The organism is Psychrobacter submarinus, assembly GCF_904846685.1.
Taxonomy (GTDB): Bacteria; Pseudomonadota; Gammaproteobacteria; order Pseudomonadales; family Moraxellaceae; genus Psychrobacter; species Psychrobacter submarinus.
This window is the reverse complement of the sequence record NZ_CAJHBQ010000004.1, coordinates 125,574-143,757: the sequence shown is the minus strand read 5'-3', so window position 1 is coordinate 143,757 and position 18,184 is coordinate 125,574. Positions and strand designations below refer to the sequence as shown.

General features: G+C 44.5%; 15 protein-coding genes and 2 tRNA genes. 15 read left to right on the top strand and 2 right to left on the bottom strand.

Features of this window, described 5'->3' with window-relative positions; all coding sequences use genetic code 11:
- Positions 1-53 precede the first annotated feature (53 nt).
- Complete coding sequence (pilB, locus tag JMY03_RS11435; RefSeq protein WP_201603808.1) at positions 54-1,766, bottom strand: type IV-A pilus assembly ATPase PilB; 1,713 nt, start codon at positions 1,764-1,766, stop codon at positions 54-56.
- Between the two features lie 498 nt (positions 1,767-2,264).
- Between pilB and tpiA the strand changes: the two genes are divergently transcribed.
- From tpiA to JMY03_RS11360, 15 genes are all read left to right on the top strand, one after another.
- Positions 2,265-3,062, top strand: a complete 798-nt coding sequence (tpiA, locus tag JMY03_RS11430; RefSeq protein WP_201603806.1) for a triose-phosphate isomerase — start codon at positions 2,265-2,267, stop codon at positions 3,060-3,062.
- A 236-nt stretch (positions 3,063-3,298) separates the two neighbouring features.
- On the top strand, positions 3,299-3,610 hold the full coding sequence (gene secG, locus JMY03_RS11425) for a preprotein translocase subunit SecG (protein WP_201557472.1): 312 nt from the start codon (positions 3,299-3,301) through the stop codon (positions 3,608-3,610).
- Between the two features lie 185 nt (positions 3,611-3,795).
- A tRNA-Leu gene (locus JMY03_RS11420) sits at positions 3,796-3,880 on the top strand.
- A 129-nt stretch (positions 3,881-4,009) separates the two neighbouring features.
- Positions 4,010-4,086, top strand: a tRNA-Met gene (locus tag JMY03_RS11415).
- 610 nt (positions 4,087-4,696) lie between these two features.
- A complete protein-coding gene (gene rimP / locus JMY03_RS11410) occupies positions 4,697-5,197 on the top strand; it encodes a ribosome maturation factor RimP (protein ID WP_025645456.1) in 501 nt (166 codons plus the stop codon).
- Between the two features lie 65 nt (positions 5,198-5,262).
- A complete protein-coding gene (gene nusA, locus JMY03_RS11405; RefSeq protein WP_201603804.1) occupies positions 5,263-6,747 on the top strand; it encodes a transcription termination factor NusA in 1,485 nt (494 codons plus the stop codon).
- Between the two features lie 153 nt (positions 6,748-6,900).
- The gene (infB, locus tag JMY03_RS11400; RefSeq protein WP_025645460.1) at positions 6,901-9,621 is read left to right on the top strand and encodes a translation initiation factor IF-2; all 2,721 of its coding nucleotides are present in this window, start codon (positions 6,901-6,903) and stop codon (positions 9,619-9,621) included.
- 238 nt (positions 9,622-9,859) lie between these two features.
- The gene (locus tag JMY03_RS11395) at positions 9,860-10,270 is read left to right on the top strand and encodes a ribosome-binding factor A (RefSeq protein WP_025645462.1); all 411 of its coding nucleotides are present in this window, start codon (positions 9,860-9,862) and stop codon (positions 10,268-10,270) included.
- On the top strand, positions 10,260-11,291 hold the full coding sequence (truB, locus tag JMY03_RS11390) for a tRNA pseudouridine(55) synthase TruB (protein ID WP_227675618.1): 1,032 nt from the start codon (positions 10,260-10,262) through the stop codon (positions 11,289-11,291). The genes JMY03_RS11395 and truB overlap by 11 nt, the downstream gene beginning before the upstream one ends.
- Before the next feature lie 322 nt (positions 11,292-11,613).
- Positions 11,614-12,141, top strand: coding sequence for a type 1 glutamine amidotransferase domain-containing protein (locus JMY03_RS11385; protein WP_025646216.1), 528 nt, complete (start codon positions 11,614-11,616; stop codon positions 12,139-12,141).
- Positions 12,142-12,236: 95 nt separating this feature from the next.
- Positions 12,237-12,398 (top strand): hypothetical protein, encoded by a 162-nt coding sequence (locus JMY03_RS11380; protein WP_201603800.1) that lies wholly within the window; start codon positions 12,237-12,239, stop codon positions 12,396-12,398.
- 74 nt (positions 12,399-12,472) lie between these two features.
- The gene (locus JMY03_RS11375; protein WP_201603798.1) at positions 12,473-12,649 is read left to right on the top strand and encodes a hypothetical protein; all 177 of its coding nucleotides are present in this window, start codon (positions 12,473-12,475) and stop codon (positions 12,647-12,649) included.
- A 416-nt stretch (positions 12,650-13,065) separates the two neighbouring features.
- Complete coding sequence (gene rpsO / locus JMY03_RS11370; protein ID WP_025646214.1) at positions 13,066-13,335, top strand: 30S ribosomal protein S15; 270 nt, start codon at positions 13,066-13,068, stop codon at positions 13,333-13,335.
- Positions 13,336-13,882: 547 nt separating this feature from the next.
- Complete coding sequence (gene pnp / locus JMY03_RS11365) at positions 13,883-15,991, top strand: polyribonucleotide nucleotidyltransferase (RefSeq protein WP_201604001.1); 2,109 nt, start codon at positions 13,883-13,885, stop codon at positions 15,989-15,991.
- Positions 15,992-16,203: 212 nt separating this feature from the next.
- On the top strand, positions 16,204-17,127 hold the full coding sequence (locus JMY03_RS11360; protein WP_265089644.1) for a glutaminase: 924 nt from the start codon (positions 16,204-16,206) through the stop codon (positions 17,125-17,127).
- A 190-nt stretch (positions 17,128-17,317) separates the two neighbouring features.
- Here JMY03_RS11360 and JMY03_RS11355 read toward each other — a convergent pair whose 3' ends face one another.
- The gene (locus tag JMY03_RS11355; protein WP_025646208.1) at positions 17,318-18,034 is read right to left on the bottom strand and encodes a hypothetical protein; all 717 of its coding nucleotides are present in this window, start codon (positions 18,032-18,034) and stop codon (positions 17,318-17,320) included.
- Positions 18,035-18,184: the final 150 nt, after the last annotated feature.

The following is an 18,184-nucleotide window of genomic DNA, read 5'->3' as shown; positions in this document are numbered from 1 at the left end:
TACAAAATGCGCTCAGTCTTTGACTCGCCACTTTTTTACTCACTACTACGTTTTTATTCAGAAGTAACACGCAGCATTTCTTGAATAGTGGTTGTGCCCTGTAGCACTTTCATAATACCGGAACGCCGCAAGTCACGAAAGCCGGTTCTAAGCGCGGCATCCTTAATATCGATAGCGTTGCCATCCTCCATAATGATGCGTGAGATCTCCGGATTTACTTTCATGACTTCATAGATACCGACGCGACCTTTATAGCCTTCACGGCATTCATTACAGCCGACCGGCTCATAAATAATATGATTGGGGTTGTCCAAATCATTATTGGTAAAGCCAATCTCCAGCAGGCTTTGACGTGGAACATCGATAGGCTTTTTGCAGCTTCCACATAAGCGCCGCGCGAGTCGCTGGGCTATGACTAAGTTGACTGAAGTGGCAATATTGAAGGACGCCACACCCATATTTTTTAGGCGCGTTAAGGTCTCAGGGGCGGAGTTGGTATGCAAGGTGGAGAGTACCAAGTGACCGGTTTGCGCTGCTTTGATAGCAATCTCAGCGGTCTCTAAGTCTCGAATTTCACCAACCATAACGATGTCTGGATCTTGACGCAAGAATGACTTTAACGCAGTGGCAAAAGTGAGGCCGACCTTTTGATTGACGTTGACCTGATTGATACCTTCAAGGTTGATCTCGACTGGATCTTCAGCGGTTGAGATGTTGGTCTCGCCGGTATTTAGGATATTGATACCGGTATAGAGCGATACCGTTTTACCTGACCCTGTCGGACCGGTGATCAGTATCATGCCTTGCGGCTTATTAAGCGCCTCTAAGAACATCTCCTTTTGATCTGGCTCATAACCTAGCGCCTCGATACCCATCATCGCTGATGAAGGATCCAAAATACGTAAAACAAGCTTTTCACCAAACAGCGTTGGTAAGGAGCTTACCCGAAAATCAATGGCTCGGCTTTTAGAGATTTTTAGCTTGATACGGCCATCTTGTGGCACACGGCGCTCAGAGATGTCCATTTGTGACATAACCTTTAAGCGTGCCGCAATCTTGCTGGCAAGTTGTACCGGCGGATTGGCCATTTTTTGCATCACTCCATCGACCCGAAAGCGCACTCTATAGCTTTTTTCATAAGGCTCAAAATGCAAGTCGGAGGCGCCCATACGGATGGCATCGACTAGCATTTTATTGATGAATTTGACCACTGGCGCTTCATCGACGCTAGTATTGAGCTGAGTCTCGCCATCCTCGTCCTCACTACTCTCTTCAAAATCGACATTAAGATCGCTATCTGCAAAGCCGCTAAAGCTCTGCATCGTGTCAGCATATATGGTCTCAATGCGCTGTTTGAGTTTGTCCTCTTCCACAATTACCGTGGCGACTGACAGGCGAGAGTTAAACGCTATAGCGTCAATAGCGTCGATGCGTGTCGGGTCGCTTAATGCGACAAACAGCTGCTGCCCACGTTTGAAGATAGGTAAGGCGTTAAACTTACGTACGATATTCTCATCGACCAAATCTTTTGGCACGATGTCTTCTGCTAGGGCATTAAGATCAAATAAAGGGTCACCAAACGACTTTGACAACAGATTAGCCAACTCGTAAGCATCAGCCATTTTATTCTCTACTAAATAAGGCACAAGCCCTATTTGCTGCTGCTGCGCCTCGGTTTGCGCGGTTTGCATGTTCGTTTCGCTAACCACACCTGCACTGATTAGTTGTTGCGCCAGACTACCAAAATTGCTGACAGCGGTAGACATAAACCCTCCTTGATGCGGCAGCTGCCAAAAGTGACAACCAATATAAATTATTTTGGGTATTAAATATTTGACGCCATGGATTCATTTTATAGCTTTAACGTATCTAATAAAACTGATTTAGCTAATAGCACGAACTTTCGAAACTTATTAGCCATTTTTATAAGCCATACAAAAAGTTTTGAATAAAGTTTTGAATTTAGGGTCAACGATTACCTCGTCCTAATTATAGGCAAAAATACCGTAAAAAACAGAACTGTTTCAGACGCTAGAGAATATAGAGTTTATTTCATAATGACTTCATACTGATATAAGCATATCTGAACTTTTTATAGGGACAACCCCTTATACTCATGAGGTAATCAAAAAAGAGGGCTACGGTAGCTAGTGCTAGCGCTTTATACATCGTAAGCGATTACTATAGCACTCGCCAAATATTTGTTATACTGGCGCGCAGACTAGCCATATTGGCAATGACAGATGACACAAGGTAGATGAGTTATGCAGGCTTGGGTAATTGGCAATTGGAAACAGAATCCGGCAACGAGCAAAGACGTCAATACATTACTAGATAATTTGTTGGTGGCGTCTGAGGACAGAGGTGCCGACAACCCGTATTGTCAGCTTATGGTGGCGCCAAGCTGTGTGCATCTCGCTGCTGTCAGCGCGCGCCTGCAAGACGCATCTATCCAAGTGAGCGCGCAGAATATCAGTGCGCATAGCGCTACAGTCGGCGCTTATACAGGGGATTGTTCAGCGCAGCAAGTCGCGGATGCTGGAGCGAGTTGGACGCTTTTGGGTCATTCGGAGCGCCGGCAATATCATCACGAGTCTAATGATAGCTTACTAACCAAACTAAACTGCGCTTTTGCTCAAGGCCTTGGGGTAGTGCTGTGCATCGGTGAGACTCAAGAGGAGTATGATGCCAAGCAAACCATCAGTGTACTTGATGAGCAGCTAGCAGTTGTCGAAAGCTTGCTACAAACCGGCGCTGTACAGACGCAAGCATTAGCTGAGCGTTTGATTATCGCTTATGAGCCGGTTTGGGCCATTGGCACTGGTAAAGTACCTACGGTGAACGAGGTCAGCGCAACTCATCAGCATATCAAACAACAAATCGCCAGTTTTGCGCCAAAGTCACCAGAGGTCACTGTATTATACGGCGGTAGCGTCAATGCTGATAATGCGGATAGCTTTGCTGCAAGCGCTATGATAGACGGCGCGTTAGTAGGCGGCGCTTCATTAAAAGCCGATAGCTTTTTAGCGATAGCCGACGCTTTTAGTCGCGCCAAAGGCTGAGCACTGCAAGCTAAAAGTTAAGAGCATAGCAAAAATAGCGCTTGAGAACGACGATATATTGGCAGGCGCATATTGACTGGTATCAAAACGCCTTGTCAGTCGATGAAAGTGGGTTTAACACCGCCCTTGTAATCGTGTACAATGCGCCTTATTTACAGTCTTTGTTTTATAGCCTTCGTAATTTATCAGTCGTCACTATTTTTATCAGTCGTCACTATGCGGCAGAAGAGGACCCCATGTTTACTTTTATATTAGCCTTGCATATTATCGTGGCCATTGCCATGATTGGCTTGATCTTGATACAGCATGGCAAAGGGGCTGATGCTGGAGCTTCTTTCGGTGCCGGCTCTTCTGGTACGGTTTTTGGCGCGGCGGGAAGCGCTAACTTTTTGACTCGTGCGACAGCGGTGCTGACGGTGATATTTTTTATTACTAGTATGGTACTAGCCGTGCATGCGCGCGAACAAGCGGAAGATCAGTTTCGTTTAGATGCGCCCGTTTCAGCGCCGCAAACCCCGCGTCCATTGACGCAAAATCCTCAGCAGTAGTTATTTTTATACGCAGGCCTTGCTATTTGTAAGGGTTAGTTTTACAATGCTTGCCTGTTTTTATGATGTTTTATCTTAGTGATGCCAACCTCAAGCATGACGCTTATTATTAATAAGCAAATAAGATAGAAGGTGATAGCAGTAAACAATAACCGTTATTTATACCAGTAGACGGTTAGCGATAAGCGATTGTGGTGGAATTGGTAGACACGCCATCTTGAGGGGGTGGTGGCGCAAGCCGTGGGGGTTCAAGTCCCCCCAATCGCACCAATTAAGTAAGTAGTTTGTACTTTAGTTGTGTTAAAGCAATGTCGTTATAGCAATCTTTGATTTGAAGTTTATTTCAGATAAAGATTGACAAGGTGATAAACCTTCCCTATAATATGCATTCTAAATTGTTGCGGGGTGGAGCAGTCTGGTAGCTCGTCGGGCTCATAACCCGAAGGTCGTTGGTTCAAATCCAGCCCCCGCTACCACTTTTTAATACTGATGTTTGTACACTAATATTCTGTTGTATTGAGATATCAGTGTCGATTAGCCCACCATTATGTTTGTGGGTTTTTTTGTATCTGCGGCTCAGCATTATTAGGGCGTGTCCCTATTTCAAAAATGGTGATGAAAATGAGATAAATCGCAGGCAAACAAGGAAAATAGCGAAGGTAATATCAAGATATTGACCAGCTATTTGACACCGTTTGCCAAAGATTTAGCCATTTTTAGCCCATTTAGTCATAAACGCTTGAATTAGGGACACGCCCTAGTGCAGTACTATCAGTATAATGTCAGTATCTACTATACGTTTTAGCTAAGAAGAATAGGGTTAATTCGATACTCTAATCCTAAATGACAGCACAAAATACTTGTCATCATTTGCTACCTGTCCTTGCTGATTGCTATGTTACGATACTCGTAAGCAATACTATCTTCTGCTCTATTCTTTACTATGTTGTCCTTGAAGATAACAATTTAATCCCTAATATGATTCACTAGGTACTAGCGGCATTGAGTATGACAACCAGCCTCTATGGTGATCAGTGCGTCGTGACTAAAACCACCGATAAGTGAACAGGAAAATATAAATAGATTATGAAGCTTTCGACCAAAGTTGCAGAATTGACTACGATTATTGAGCCTGCTGTAGCGGCTTGTGATGTCTCGCTATGGGGTATTGAATTTACGCCGCAAGGCAATCGCTCCTTATTGCGCATTTACATTGAAGCGTTACCTGAAGAGCAAGCGCAGGACAAACACGTCACTATTGAGGATTGCGCAGCGGTCAATCATCAAGTGAGCGGTGTACTAGAAGTACATGATCCTATCGCTGGCGAGTTTGTACTAGAAGTGTCTTCTCCTGGTTTTGATCGTGCTTTTTTCTCAGATGAGCAGATGCGTGAATATATCGGCCAAACGATAAGTTTGCGTTTGATCTCTGCGATCGGGCAAGGCGATAAAAAACGCCGTAAAGCCACCGGTAAGCTCGATAGTATGGACGATACCTCTTTACAGCTGACCACCAGCGATGGCGAGCGCTTTGAGATTGCACTAAGTAATATTGACAAAGCTCACTTAATTTATGAAGATGATTAATGCTTAAGATTAGCAAACAGATAACAACATTTAAGCCAATTATAAGATGATAGGACAGGTATAGCATGAGTCGTGAAATTTTAACGGTAGTAGAAACCGTCAGTAATGAAAAGGGCTTAAATCCTGAAGATATCTTTGAAGCTATTGAAGATGCTTTAGTAGTCTCAACAAAAAAGAAGGTCTATACCGAGCAGCCTGAAGTGGCGGTTCGCGTCGCCATTGACCGTGATACTGGTGATTATGATACCTATCGCTATTGGACAGTAGTGGCGGATGAAGACCATGAGATGCCAGCGTGTCAGCTCGCTATTACTGATCTTGATCAAGACGAATGGTCTATCGGCGATGTAAAAGAAGAGCAGATAGAATCAATTGAATTTGGTCGTATCGCGGCCACGCAGGCAAAGCAAGTTATCATTCAAAAGATCCGTGAAGCGGAGCGGGCGCTAGTAGCGGACGCTTTTGAGCCGCGTATTGGCGAGATGATGTATGGTGAAGTCAAAAAACAAACTCGTGATGGCTACATTATTGATTTAGGTGATAACGCTGAAGGTTATCTATCACGTGATCAGATGTTGCCACGTGAGCAGCTACGCGTCAAATCGCGTATCAACGCTATTCTTTATCATGTCAACCGTGATAACCGCGGCGCGCAGTTATTATTGTCGCGTACTCATCCTGAGATGCTCTCAGCCTTGATGCAAAAAGAAGTGCCGGAGATCGCAGAAGAGATTATCGAGATTCGTAATGTCGCTCGTCTGCCTGGTACTCGTGCTAAAATAGCGGTGAAGACCAATGACAACCGTATCGATCCGGTCGGCGCTTGTATCGGTATGCGCGGTACGCGTATCCAAGCGGTGCAGCAAGAGCTCGATGGCGAGCGTATTGATGTCGTGGTATGGTCAGATGATCCAGCACAATTTATCATCAGCGCCTTAGAGCCTGCCGATGTGAGCAGTATTATCCTTGATGAAGATACCAAGACCGCTGATATCATCTTTAGCACAAACGATCAGCTCGCCCGCGCTATTGGCTCACAAGGTCAAAACGTGCGTTTGGCTTCTGAATTAACCGGCTATAAGCTCAACATGATGCTAGAAGAAGAGTATCAGCAGCGTCAACAAGATGAGACCAAAGCCTTTATCGATCTTTTCTATGATTGTCTAGAGGTTGATCAGGACCTCGCGCAAGCCCTTGTCGATATCGGTTTTACGAGTATCGAAGAGGTAGCTTATGTGCCGGTTGAGACTTTTTATGATATCGAAGGGTTAGATGACGAAGCGATTGACATGATTCAAGAGCGCGCTAAAGAAGTCGTCATCGCAGAAGAGCTGGTCAAACAACAAAACATGAAAGAGCCTAGTCAAGAGCTGCAAGATCTAGAAGGGATGACTGTCAGCTGGGCCTATAAAATGGCGCAAAAAGACATCATCACCGTTGATGATTTGGCAGAGCAGGCTGTATTTGATATCGAAGATATCGAAGGCTTAGACTCCGAGACCGCAGGTAAGCTTATCATGAAAGCTCGGGAATCTTGGTTCAATGAATAGGTATTAGAAGCATACCGCTGTCTTTTGGTGGTATGCTATCGATAACTAAAGGCTGGCTTGCGACATAAAAATCAAAACCAGTCTAAGCACAATCATTTGTAGCCAACAACTGAATTGAATATATAGCAAATAATAGACAGTAGGTGATAATCAATGGCAGATAAGACCGTCAAAGAACTGGCAGACATGGTAGGCAAAACCGCTAGTGCTGTACAGCAGCAGTTGCAGGATGCTGGGCTACCTGCTCGCGGGGAGGATGACTCAGTCACCGAACTTGAGCAAGAGAAGTTGGTGGCACATTTAAAACAAAGTCATGGCCAACAAGAAAAGCGTCGCATTAGTCTCAAATCTAAGACGACAAGTACCGCTCGCGTGACTGGCTCCTCAGGTAAATCTAAGAGCGTCAATGTAGAGGTTCGTAGAAAGAAAGTATTCGACAAGCCTAATCCAGAAAAAATGGCTGAAGAATTAGCGGCGCGCGAGCAAGCGATGGCTGAAGCAAAACAGCGCGCTGAAAAAGAAGCCGAAGAGCGTAACGCGGCTAAGAAAAAAGCCGAAGAGCGTCAAGCAGCGACTCTAGCTGCGATGCGTGCAAGCTTAGGCTCTAGCAAAAATTCAGAAGATAAGAGCGATGATGTCGCCGCCTCTGTTGTGGTCAAAAAAGGCGGCAAAGCGGCAAGCGAGATCAAAGCAAAAGAGAAGAAAAAAGTCGCGGCTACTAAGCCAAAAGTTGAAACGGCAGCAGAGCGTAAAGCTCGCGAAGCTCGCGAAAAAGAAGAAGCTCGCTTACGCAAAATCGAAGCCGAAACTCGTCAAGCCCAAGCAGAAGAGGCGCAAAAGCGTACGCTTGAGCAGATGCGTAAAATGGCCGGTAAATATACCGACCGTGAGCCAGTAGCAGAAGTTCGTAAGGACGAGCCATTGGCTAAAGGCTTAGTGGGTGACGCACTAGAGGAGTCATTCGAAAAAGAGCGCCGCGAAATCAAACGCGGTGCTAACAGTACCGGTGCTCGCGGTCGTCGCCGCAAAAACCAAGAAGAGCGTGAAATCAAAAACCGCAAAAACGGTTTAAGCTCTTCACAATCAGGTCAGCATAAGTTTGAAAAACCGGTCGAAAAGATTGTCTATGACGTCGAAATCGCCGAGCAAATCACGGTATCGGACCTTGCTCAGCGCATGGCTGTCAAAGCCCGTGAAGTGACCAAATTGCTGATGAAAATGGGTGAGATGGCAAGCGAATCTGATACTATCGATCAGGCGACCGCCAGTCTTATCGTTGAAGAGATGGGTCATAACCCCGTTCCGGTTAGCGATACCAAAGTTGAAGACGACCTACACGAAGCTGTCGATGAGCGCAGTAGTAACGTGCAGACGCGTCCACCGGTCGTCACTATTATGGGTCATGTTGACCATGGTAAGACCTCGCTACTCGATAAGATCCGCGAAACCAAAGTCGCTACCGGCGAAGCAGGCGGCATTACTCAGCATATCGGTGCCTACCACGTAGAGACTGATCGCGGTGTGATTACCTTCTTAGATACACCAGGCCATGCTGCGTTTAGCGCGATGCGCTCACGTGGCGCGCAAGCGACTGATATCGTTGTCTTGGTCGTGGCCGCTGATGACGGTATGATGCCGCAAACGGCAGAAGCGATTGATCATGCTCGCGCTGCAGGTACGCCTTTGATTGTTGCTATCAACAAAATGGATAAGCCAAGCGCTGATCCAGATCGCGTGCTAAACGAGCTGACAACCAAAGAAGTGGTTTCAGAAGAGTGGGGTGGTGATACACCTATGGCGCGTATCTCGGCCAAAACAGGTGAAGGTATCGACGAGCTACTAGAGTTTATTAGCTTACAAGCCGAGCTTATGGAATTAGAAGCGCCAACTGACGGTGCCGCTCAAGGTGTAGTTATTGAGTCGAAGCTAGAAAAAGGCCGTGGCCCAGTAGTCAGTGTCCTAGTCAAGAAAGGTACGCTCAAGCAAGGCGATCTAGTGCTAGCCGGAGAGTACTACGGTAAAGTCCGTGCTATCACTGATGAAAACGGCCAACGTATCAAATCAGCCGGTCCTTCTATACCAGTTGAGATCTTAGGCTTACCAGATACGCCAGCGGCGGGTAGTGAATTCTTAGTCGTTTCTGATGAGAAAAAGGCTCGCGAAGTCGCTGATTTTAGAAGCAACCGTGAGCGTGAGCAGCAGCTTGAGCGCCAGAACAAAATGCGCCTTGAGAGTATGTTTGAGCAGATGCAACAAGGCGATGTATCTTTCTTAAATATCGTCCTTAAGACCGATGTTCGTGGCTCGCTTGAAGCTTTATTAGCAGCCCTAAATGAGCTATCGACTGATGAAGTCAAAGTCCGAGTCATTAGCTCAGGCGTTGGCCCTATCTCAGAGTCGGATGTCACGCTGGCTGAATCTAGCGAAGCGGTATTACTAGGCTTCAACGTTCGTGCTGATAGTACGGCGCGCCGTAAAGCGGATACCGCTAACATGGATATTCGTTATTATAGCGTTATCTATGGCCTAATCGACGATGTCAAAGCCGCTATGAGTGGCCTATTAGCTCCTGAGCATCGCGAGAAGATCTTAGGTGTTGCTGAAGTGCGCGAAGTGTTCCGCTCTAGTAAGTTCGGTGCGGCGGCAGGTTGTATGGTAGTTGAAGGGACGATCTATCGTAATAAGCCAATTCGCGTCCTACGTGATGATCAAGTTATCTTCACCGGTCAGCTGCAGTCACTGCGTCGCTACAAAGAGGACGTCAATGAAGTGCGTACTGGGATGGAATGTGGTCTAGCGGTTCGTGGCTACGATGTTGAAGCGGGCGATAAGATCGAAGTTTTTGAGATTCAAGAGTTCGAACGCACGATCTAAGCTTAACTATTAACTATAACTGGCTTAAGCGTCTGCATCATCGCTAACGTTTAAACTTAAGCTCTAATAATTAAGCTCTAATAAGCAGTTACTAGGCCTACCAGGTTCATCCTGCTAGGCCTTTTTTACCGCAATTAGTCATAGCGTTATAAAGACAGTTATTTAAATACGCCAAACAGCAGTAGTTGGTAGAAAGTATAATAGAATAAATCACAAAAGCTAAAACTAGGACAATACTATGAATCAACGTTTACAGCGTCTATCAGATCAAATTCAGCGCGAGCTTGCGGTGCTTATCCGTGATGAAGTCAACGACCCTCGCTTGACTGGCTTTGTCACCATCTCTAGCGTCAAAGTCAGCTCTGATCTTGGCTACGCGGATGTCTATGTCACTATCATGGAGCCTGAGCTCAACGATACGATGACTAAGACCAATCATGAAGAGAGTGTCAAAGTGCTCAATAAAGCCGCTGGGTTTTTGCGCACTGAGCTGAGTCATACTCTCAAAACGCGTACCACGCCGCGTCTGCGTTTCCATTACGATGAAGTGACTGCTCGTGGTAACTACATGATGGATTTGATCAATCAAGCAGTAAGCAAAACTGAGCAAAATGAAGACGAAGTTGAAAGCCAAGAAAATGACCAATAAAAGCGCAGTACCAAGACAAAAAGTATCTGGCGTTATCTTAATCGATAAGCCGCAAGGCATGACCTCACAGCAAGTGGTGTCAAAAGTGAAGTACTTATTTCAGTCGCCTGCACACAATAGTAAAAAGGCGGGTCATACCGGCACCCTTGATCCGATGGCAACCGGTCTTCTCCCCATTTGTCTTGGAGAGGCAACAAAATTTAGTCATTATCAGCTCGATGCCGATAAGTCTTATCAGGCAACGATACTACTTGGTAGTCAAACGGACACTGGCGATGCTGATGGTCAGGTTATCGCGCGAGCACAGATTCCAGAGCTAGATGCAGATACGCTACAAAATATGGCTCAGCAGTTTATAGGCGCGCAGCAGCAAATACCGCCGATGTATTCAGCGCTCAAAAAAGACGGCAAAAAGTTGTACGAGTACGCCCGTGCTGGTATAGAGATTGACCGTCCTGCACGCGATATCGTCATAACTGCGCTAACTTTGACTCAAATTGATGCAGATAAGATCGACCTGGTCGTGACTTGTAGCAAAGGTACTTATATTCGGGTGCTAGCAGAAGATATCGCCAAAGCACTAGGCACCTTAGGACACCTGACGGCACTACGCCGTATGCAGGTCGGTAAGTTTGATAGTGAGCAGGCTATTGATATTCCAAGCCTAGAAGCCTTGTCTTTAGATAGCCGCTTTGAGCAGCTGTTGCCAGTAGATGCGTGCATCGATATTGCCGCTGCAATGTCATTAGATGATAAGCAATGTCAACGTCTACGTTTAGGTCAACGCCTAAATGTCATTGAGCAAATTGACAAGCCTTTAAGAGATTATATGCTACAAAGCTTATTTCATAAGACTCAGGCAAAATTAGAAGACGAGCCTGCTGACCGTAATAATGAACAAACCCCTGAGTATGAGCTTCCTGTCGATATCAGACTGCTAGATGCGCAAGGCCATTTTATTGGCTTAGGCGCTATCAGTCTCAATGGACGCCTACAACCTAAGAAAATGATTCATCTATAACGATAATATCAGTTACTAGTGAATTACATTAATCACATACTCATACATTTCATTGCAGGTTTTGTGTATAACGAAACCTGCTTTTTTTATACAGTAGTTAAGTCAGCTCAGGAAAGCTTGGCATAAAAATAGAAAAACAAGAAAAATTAAAACAAGAAGAAGTAAGGATGAAAAATTAAATAATAACTATAATTCCAGTGAAGGAAAGTTTGAGACATAAAATAACAATAGCACTTAATAGCACACTATTAAAGTGAATCTAAGCAATCATAATGATAATACCAGCAAGCTAAATTAACGTCACGAATAAAAGAGGTGGTCCATGAAGACTATTGCATTTTTATTACATAATAACTTTGAACAAGCTGAGTACGAAGAGGTCAATAATAAGCTTAAAGACAAAGGTTATAAGACACTGCTCATAACAACCAACGATGACAAAGAAGTTCAGGCGATGAATCAGGATGTCAATAAGGGTGATACGTTCACTGCTGATATCTTTGCCAAAGAGGCGAATACCGATGAGTACGATGCTTTAGTATTGCCGGGTGGTACCGTTAACGCTGATACCATTCGTGGTAACGAGCAAGCCCATAGCATCATAAAAGCTATTAATGACAGCGATAAGACTTTAGCTGTTATCTGTCATGCGCCTTGGACACTTATTAATACTGGTATTGCTAAAGGTAGAACCTTAACGGCCTATCATTCATTACAGACAGATTTAGAGAATGCCGGAGCAACTTTCGTTGATGAAACCGTGCAGGTCGATGGTAACTTAATCACTTCACGCAACCCAGATGATATTGATAATTTCGTTGAAGCTATCGATAAAGCACTGTCTAAATGAGCCGTTTTTTACAGATATTAATACATTCTAAAGATTAGATAATTTTGATAACCAATCATTTAACAATGATAACTTAACTTACAAAGGATATTATTATGACACAGCCTAACCCAAACGATACTAAGCTTGAACAGCAGCGTTCAGAGTCAGCAGAAGCGTCTCTTAAGAGCCAGACAGAAGACAACCACACGACAGATAGTGAAGCTGCAGCAGATCGTATTGCTGATAATGTAAAAGAAGCTAAGGAAGATAAGTAATAGCTTAATTTTCAGTATGTATTCATTGAATGCCAAGACAACAACAGGTCAACGCAATCAGAGAGGAAAATAATATGGATAAGTCAGAGAAAAACATGGACACAGAAGAGCAGCGGATCGAAAAGCTAGCTGACGACATCAACCCGAAAGAAGATAAAAGTCCTGATAGCTTAGCCGAGGCAACAACTGCCCCTTTAGATGATGATGCTTTAGGCGGAACTGCTAAAGAAGACGATCTGAATAAAAAGTAAGCTAACTGATAACTATCGATACTTTTGCCATGTCTACTCTAGTTTATATAATTTAAACTACAAATAGCTTAGAGTGGACACGGCTTAAATTGTAAACGGTTCAAACTACTGCGAATAATTGCTGCTAGTTGAGCCGTTTTTTGTTATACTAGCGCCAAGTTTTAATAGGGAAGGCTTGTGGTCTTTAGACTACAGACTTACCATTACGATAATTTTATCAACGTCATGGTTTCACCGACTTGGTATTGCTTATATCTTAAATTGAAGCTAACCACCTAAGCTTGCTTGTCAATAGGGTAACTCTAGTTATGCAGGGTTGCCCTGAATGAGAAGCTGGCTATTTTATTTACTTTATAGTTTGATAACCGTTCAAATTGATTGAATAAGTTATTTAACTCTTAGCATTGCTGGAGATTATTATGCTAACGAATACCGATCGCGAACAAATCATCGCCCAATACCAACGCGGCGAAAACGATACTGGCTCACCAGAAGTACAAGTTGCTCTATTGAGTGCTCGTATCAACGATCTACAGAACCATTTTAAAGAGCACAAAGGCGATCATCATAGCCGCCGTGGTCTTATCCGTATGGTTAACACTCGCCGTAAACTACTTGATTACCTAAAAGGTAAAGATCTTGGTCGTTATTCTACTTTGATCAACCAGTTAGGTCTGCGTCGTTAATTTAACCTCTACCGATAAGGTAGATGAGATTAATACAGCAAGACTTGAGCAGTATAAGACGGTGTGGAATAGTTTCACACCGTTTTTTTATGCCGTATGGATAGTTGACCCATTATCATTATTTGAAGTGATAAACCAGACTGTAAAATAGCAGGGGTCGTAAAGCCTGTTATGACAATAACCAGTCGCTAACATAAAGAGTGCTTAGGGTTGCAATTAATTGGTCAATGGCCACAAATCTCTGTAAAATAGGCGATGGTATAAAAGTGCTATCAAGATTATTGATACTAGTAGCGTTATCAAGTTTATAAAGAAGTAAAATATAATATATGGATTTTTATTCAGTGCCAGTACTTGCACATTAGTTAATATAAGCACATAAGTTACTATAGGCGCGGTGGAGCTTGGTTTGTTTAGCTTATCGATAGTCGTCAGGCGCCAAAGCATTTATTAAAAGTTTTAACGAGCGATAAGCGCGCTGTTTATACAGGCGACTATCATTTTCGTCATTCAACATTAGGAAAAAATTTATATGTCAAACCAGTCAATGTTTAATACCATTACCCGTGAGTTTCAATATGGCGACCAGCAAGTCGTTATCGAGACTGGCCGTGTTGCCCGTCAAGCAAACTCTATTATGGTACATATGGGCGGTGTTACGGTTTTAGTAGCAGCGGTCGTCAAGTCTGAAGCTAAAGAAGGTCAAAACTTCTTCCCGTTGACCGTTAACTATCAAGAAAAAATGTATGCTGCGGGTAAAATCCCAGGCGCTTATGGCAAACGCGAAGGCCGTGCTAGTGAAAACGAAACCTTAACCTCACGTCTTATCGACCGTCCGATTCGTCCGTTATTCCCTGAAGGTTATGTCAACGAAGTCCAAATCACAGCGACGGTTGTCTCGTCAGATAAGACTCAGTCTGCTGATATCGCAGCCCTCATTGGTGCTTCAGCGGCACTGGCTATCTCTGATGCGCCATTCAATGGCCCTGTAGCAGCGGCGCGTGTTGGCTTTATGAATGGCGAATACGTCCTAAACCCAACAATTGAGCAGCTCGAAGAGAGTGATCTTGATCTAGTGGTTGCTGGTACTAAGTCTGCTGTACTGATGGTTGAATCTGAAGCCGCTGAGCTCTCAGAAGATCAAATGCTTGGTGCGGTACTCTACGGTCATGAGCAGCAGCAAATTGTCATTGATAATATCATCTCGCTAGCTGAGGAAGTCGGTACGGCTAAGCAGCAGTATGAAGCACCAAAGACCGATGAGCAGCTAGAATCTGCTATGAAAGAGCAGTTCGGCGCGCAAGTGGCTGATGCTTATAGCATTAAAAACAAGCAAGATCGCTACACGAAACTTGATGAAATTAAAGACGCCGCTATCGAAGCGCTAGCAGGTGATAGCGAGTCTGAGGACTACAGTAGCAAAGTCGCTGAGCTAAAAGACATCTATAATGACCTTAAGTATCGTACGGTACGTGACAACATCTTGTCAGGTAAGCCGCGTATCGACGGCCGTGATTTGGATACTGTGCGTGCGCTAGACGTACAAGTTGGCGTGCTTCCTTATACGCATGGTTCAGCACTATTTACTCGCGGTGAGACTCAGGCGCTAGTGACCACCACTTTGGGTAACAGCCGTGATGTCAATATGATTGACTCATTAGCGGGTACGATTCGTGACCATTTCATGTTGCATTATAACTTCCCGCATTTCTCAGTGGGCGAGACCGGCCGCGAAGGCATTCCAAAGCGTCGCGAGATTGGTCATGGTCGCCTAGCGCGCCGCGGTGTGCAAGCGATGCTACCAGACAGCGAACGCTTCCCGTATGTCATCCGCGTGGTATCAGAGATCACAGAATCAAACGGTTCTTCTTCTATGGCTTCTGTTTGTGGTGCTAGCCTTGCCTTGATGGACGCAGGCGTGCCACTTAAAGCACCAGTCGCTGGTATCGCTATGGGTCTAGTGAAAGAAGGCGAGCGCTTTGCTGTCTTATCTGACATCTTAGGTGACGAAGATCATCTTGGAGACATGGATTTTAAGGTTGCTGGTTCTAAAGACGGTATCACCGCCCTACAAATGGATATTAAAATCGAAGGCATTACGCCGGACATCATGGAGCAAGCGCTTAAGCAAGCTCATGCGGGTCGTATCCATATCTTAGATGCAATGAATAAAGTACTGCCTGAGAGCCGTACTGAAATCAATGCGCATGCACCGAACTATGCAGTGATTGAGATCAACCCTGATAAGATTCGTGACGTCATCGGTAAAGGCGGCGCGATGATCCGTCAGCTAACTGAAGAGACAGGTGCTGTCATCGATATCGATGATGCTGGTACCATCCGTATCTTTGGCGAAAACAAAGCCGCAACCAAAGCCGCTATCGGTAAAATCGAAGCGCTTACTGCTGAGGTTGAAGTCGGTAAAACTTATGAAGGTACTGTCGCGCGTATCGTAGACTTTGGCGCATTCGTGAACGTCTTACCAAACACCGATGGTCTGGTACACATCTCACAAATCGCTGAAGAGCGTGTCGAGAATGTTTCTGACTATCTATCTGAGGGTCAAACCGTTAAAGTCTTAGTACAAGACGTCGATAACCGTGGTCGCATCAAGCTGACTATGAAAGGCGTTGAGCAAGATACCGCTGCTGAATAAATAGTTTTAGCTCAATCTAATTGAGTACAAATACAAAAACCGCTCTAGCTTCATAGTTAGGGCGGTTTTTGTATGGGTTTTGCTTCTGAATAATATGATGAAAGTAATTTGTACTTTACAATGTTGAGTGTCGTAAGCTGCACGCAACATCCTGCTAAATTAAGTTAAAATCACCGCTATTTAAGAAAACTTATAAAACACGGTTACTCCTTATGATGCAACAAATCTTAGATGACATTACCGCCCAAATGGCGCTAGAGACAGAGCGCGGAAAAGTGGCAGATTACATTCCGCAGCTCGCCCATGTCGACCCCAATCAATTCGGCATTGCTGTTGCGACCCCGGATGGGCAAATGTACTCGGCAGGCGACGCCAAAACGCTGTTCTCTATACAAAGTATTTCCAAAGTATTTACATTAACCCTTGCGCTGAGCAAACTCGGCAGCGCGCTTTGGCGGCATGTCGGCCGCGAACCTTCCGGCGATCCTTTTAACTCGATCACTATACTAGAATATGAATCGGGCAGGCCGCGCAACCCTTTTATCAATGCAGGCGCCATTGCTGTGGTCGATGCGATAACGCTCGGACGCGAGCCCACAGAAATATTAGATGAAATATTGCAGTTTGTGCACTTTATCGCAGACGATGAGACGATCTGCTTTGACTACAAAGTAGCGACGTCTGAGATTGACCACGAAGATCGCAACGCGGCGCTTGCGCATTTTATGAAATCCTTCGGTCATCTACAGCACAATGTCGATAACATTCTCAACACTTATTTTTATCAATGCTCGATTGCGATGAGCTGTGAGCAGTTGGCCCGTGCCGGTCTGTTTTTGGTTTCTAACGGCGTCAATCAACCCACAGGGGCAAAGGTAATCAGCCCGCAGCAATCTAAGCGGATCAATTCGTTGATGATGATGTGTGGTCACTATGATGGCTCTGGAGAGTTTGCTTATCAGGTGGGTCTACCGGGTAAAAGCGGCGTCGGCGGCGGTATTCTTACCATAGCACCAGGTAAAGGCGCAGTCGCAGTATGGTCACCGGGCCTAAATTCAGTCGGCAACTCGAAACTTGGGACCAAAGCTTTAGAGCTACTCGGAGAGCAGACAGGCTGGTCTGTTTTTTCAAAATAATTAAGCTCTAAGGGCTTGTTGGTAGCAATAATATGTCAAAGATTTTGGATATAAAAAGCCACTAGTGGCGATATATAGAATAAAGTTCTTTTAAAACGTTAACGAAAAATCCAATGCCGAATGCTTAAAAGTAAACATCCGACATTGGATTCGTAGCACTTTAAACTTCGAAGCTGATCAATTAAAGGGATTATTCTTGGTCTAGCTGATCGATCATACCTTGATACTTGTCCTTACGAGCGACAATCTTTTCGCGTCTCTCTTCTGCCGTCGCGATGAGGTTTTTTGCAACTTCTAAGCTTTTATCAAACGCAGCCAGTTCAAGGTCAGCAGCATCGACAAGTTTACCGAGCATCATAGCCGTCGCTTTTTCAGAGACGTCTTGAGTCATGCCGCCAGTATCAGAGGTCAAATCATCTTTGAGCTTTGAGGCCCACTGATAAATACCTGCCATAGCTGAGCTAGATTTGTCCTCTTTATCAGCACTATCTTTCTTGCCAGCTTTACTGTCTTGCGAGTCTTTATCATCTTCGCTAGGTTTAGACTTCTCTTTATCACTGCTAGCTTTGTTTTTAGCATTGTCTGCTTTATTAGACGTTTGCTCTTTATCAGTGTCTTTATCTTTGCTCGCTTTTTGCGACTGGTCATCTTTGTCATTATTCGATGTTTGGTCGACTGACTGTTTTAGATCTTCGATGCTGTCTTTAGTTGAACTGTCTTTAGCCGAGCTGTCTTGACTATCTTCTTCAAAATCATGCGCTTCGTTATACTCTTCAAAGTCGCCATCTTCATAGACCACAGTATCGTCTTTGACGACTTCTACGCCTGTAACTGTATCATTATCATAAGACTGCGTCTGATCTTGATTTGCTTGAGTTTGATTAGAGCTATTATTGTTGTTTGACATTGTTGTTTATCCTTTATAAAAGTGAGTTAAGATTTATCTCATACTCTTAAAAAGGATGTTAAGGGATGATCTGAGCTTAAACAAGGTGTTGATATCAAACTACTATTTAACGGCTACAGAAGTAAACACGATAAGGAGTTGCTGCATATA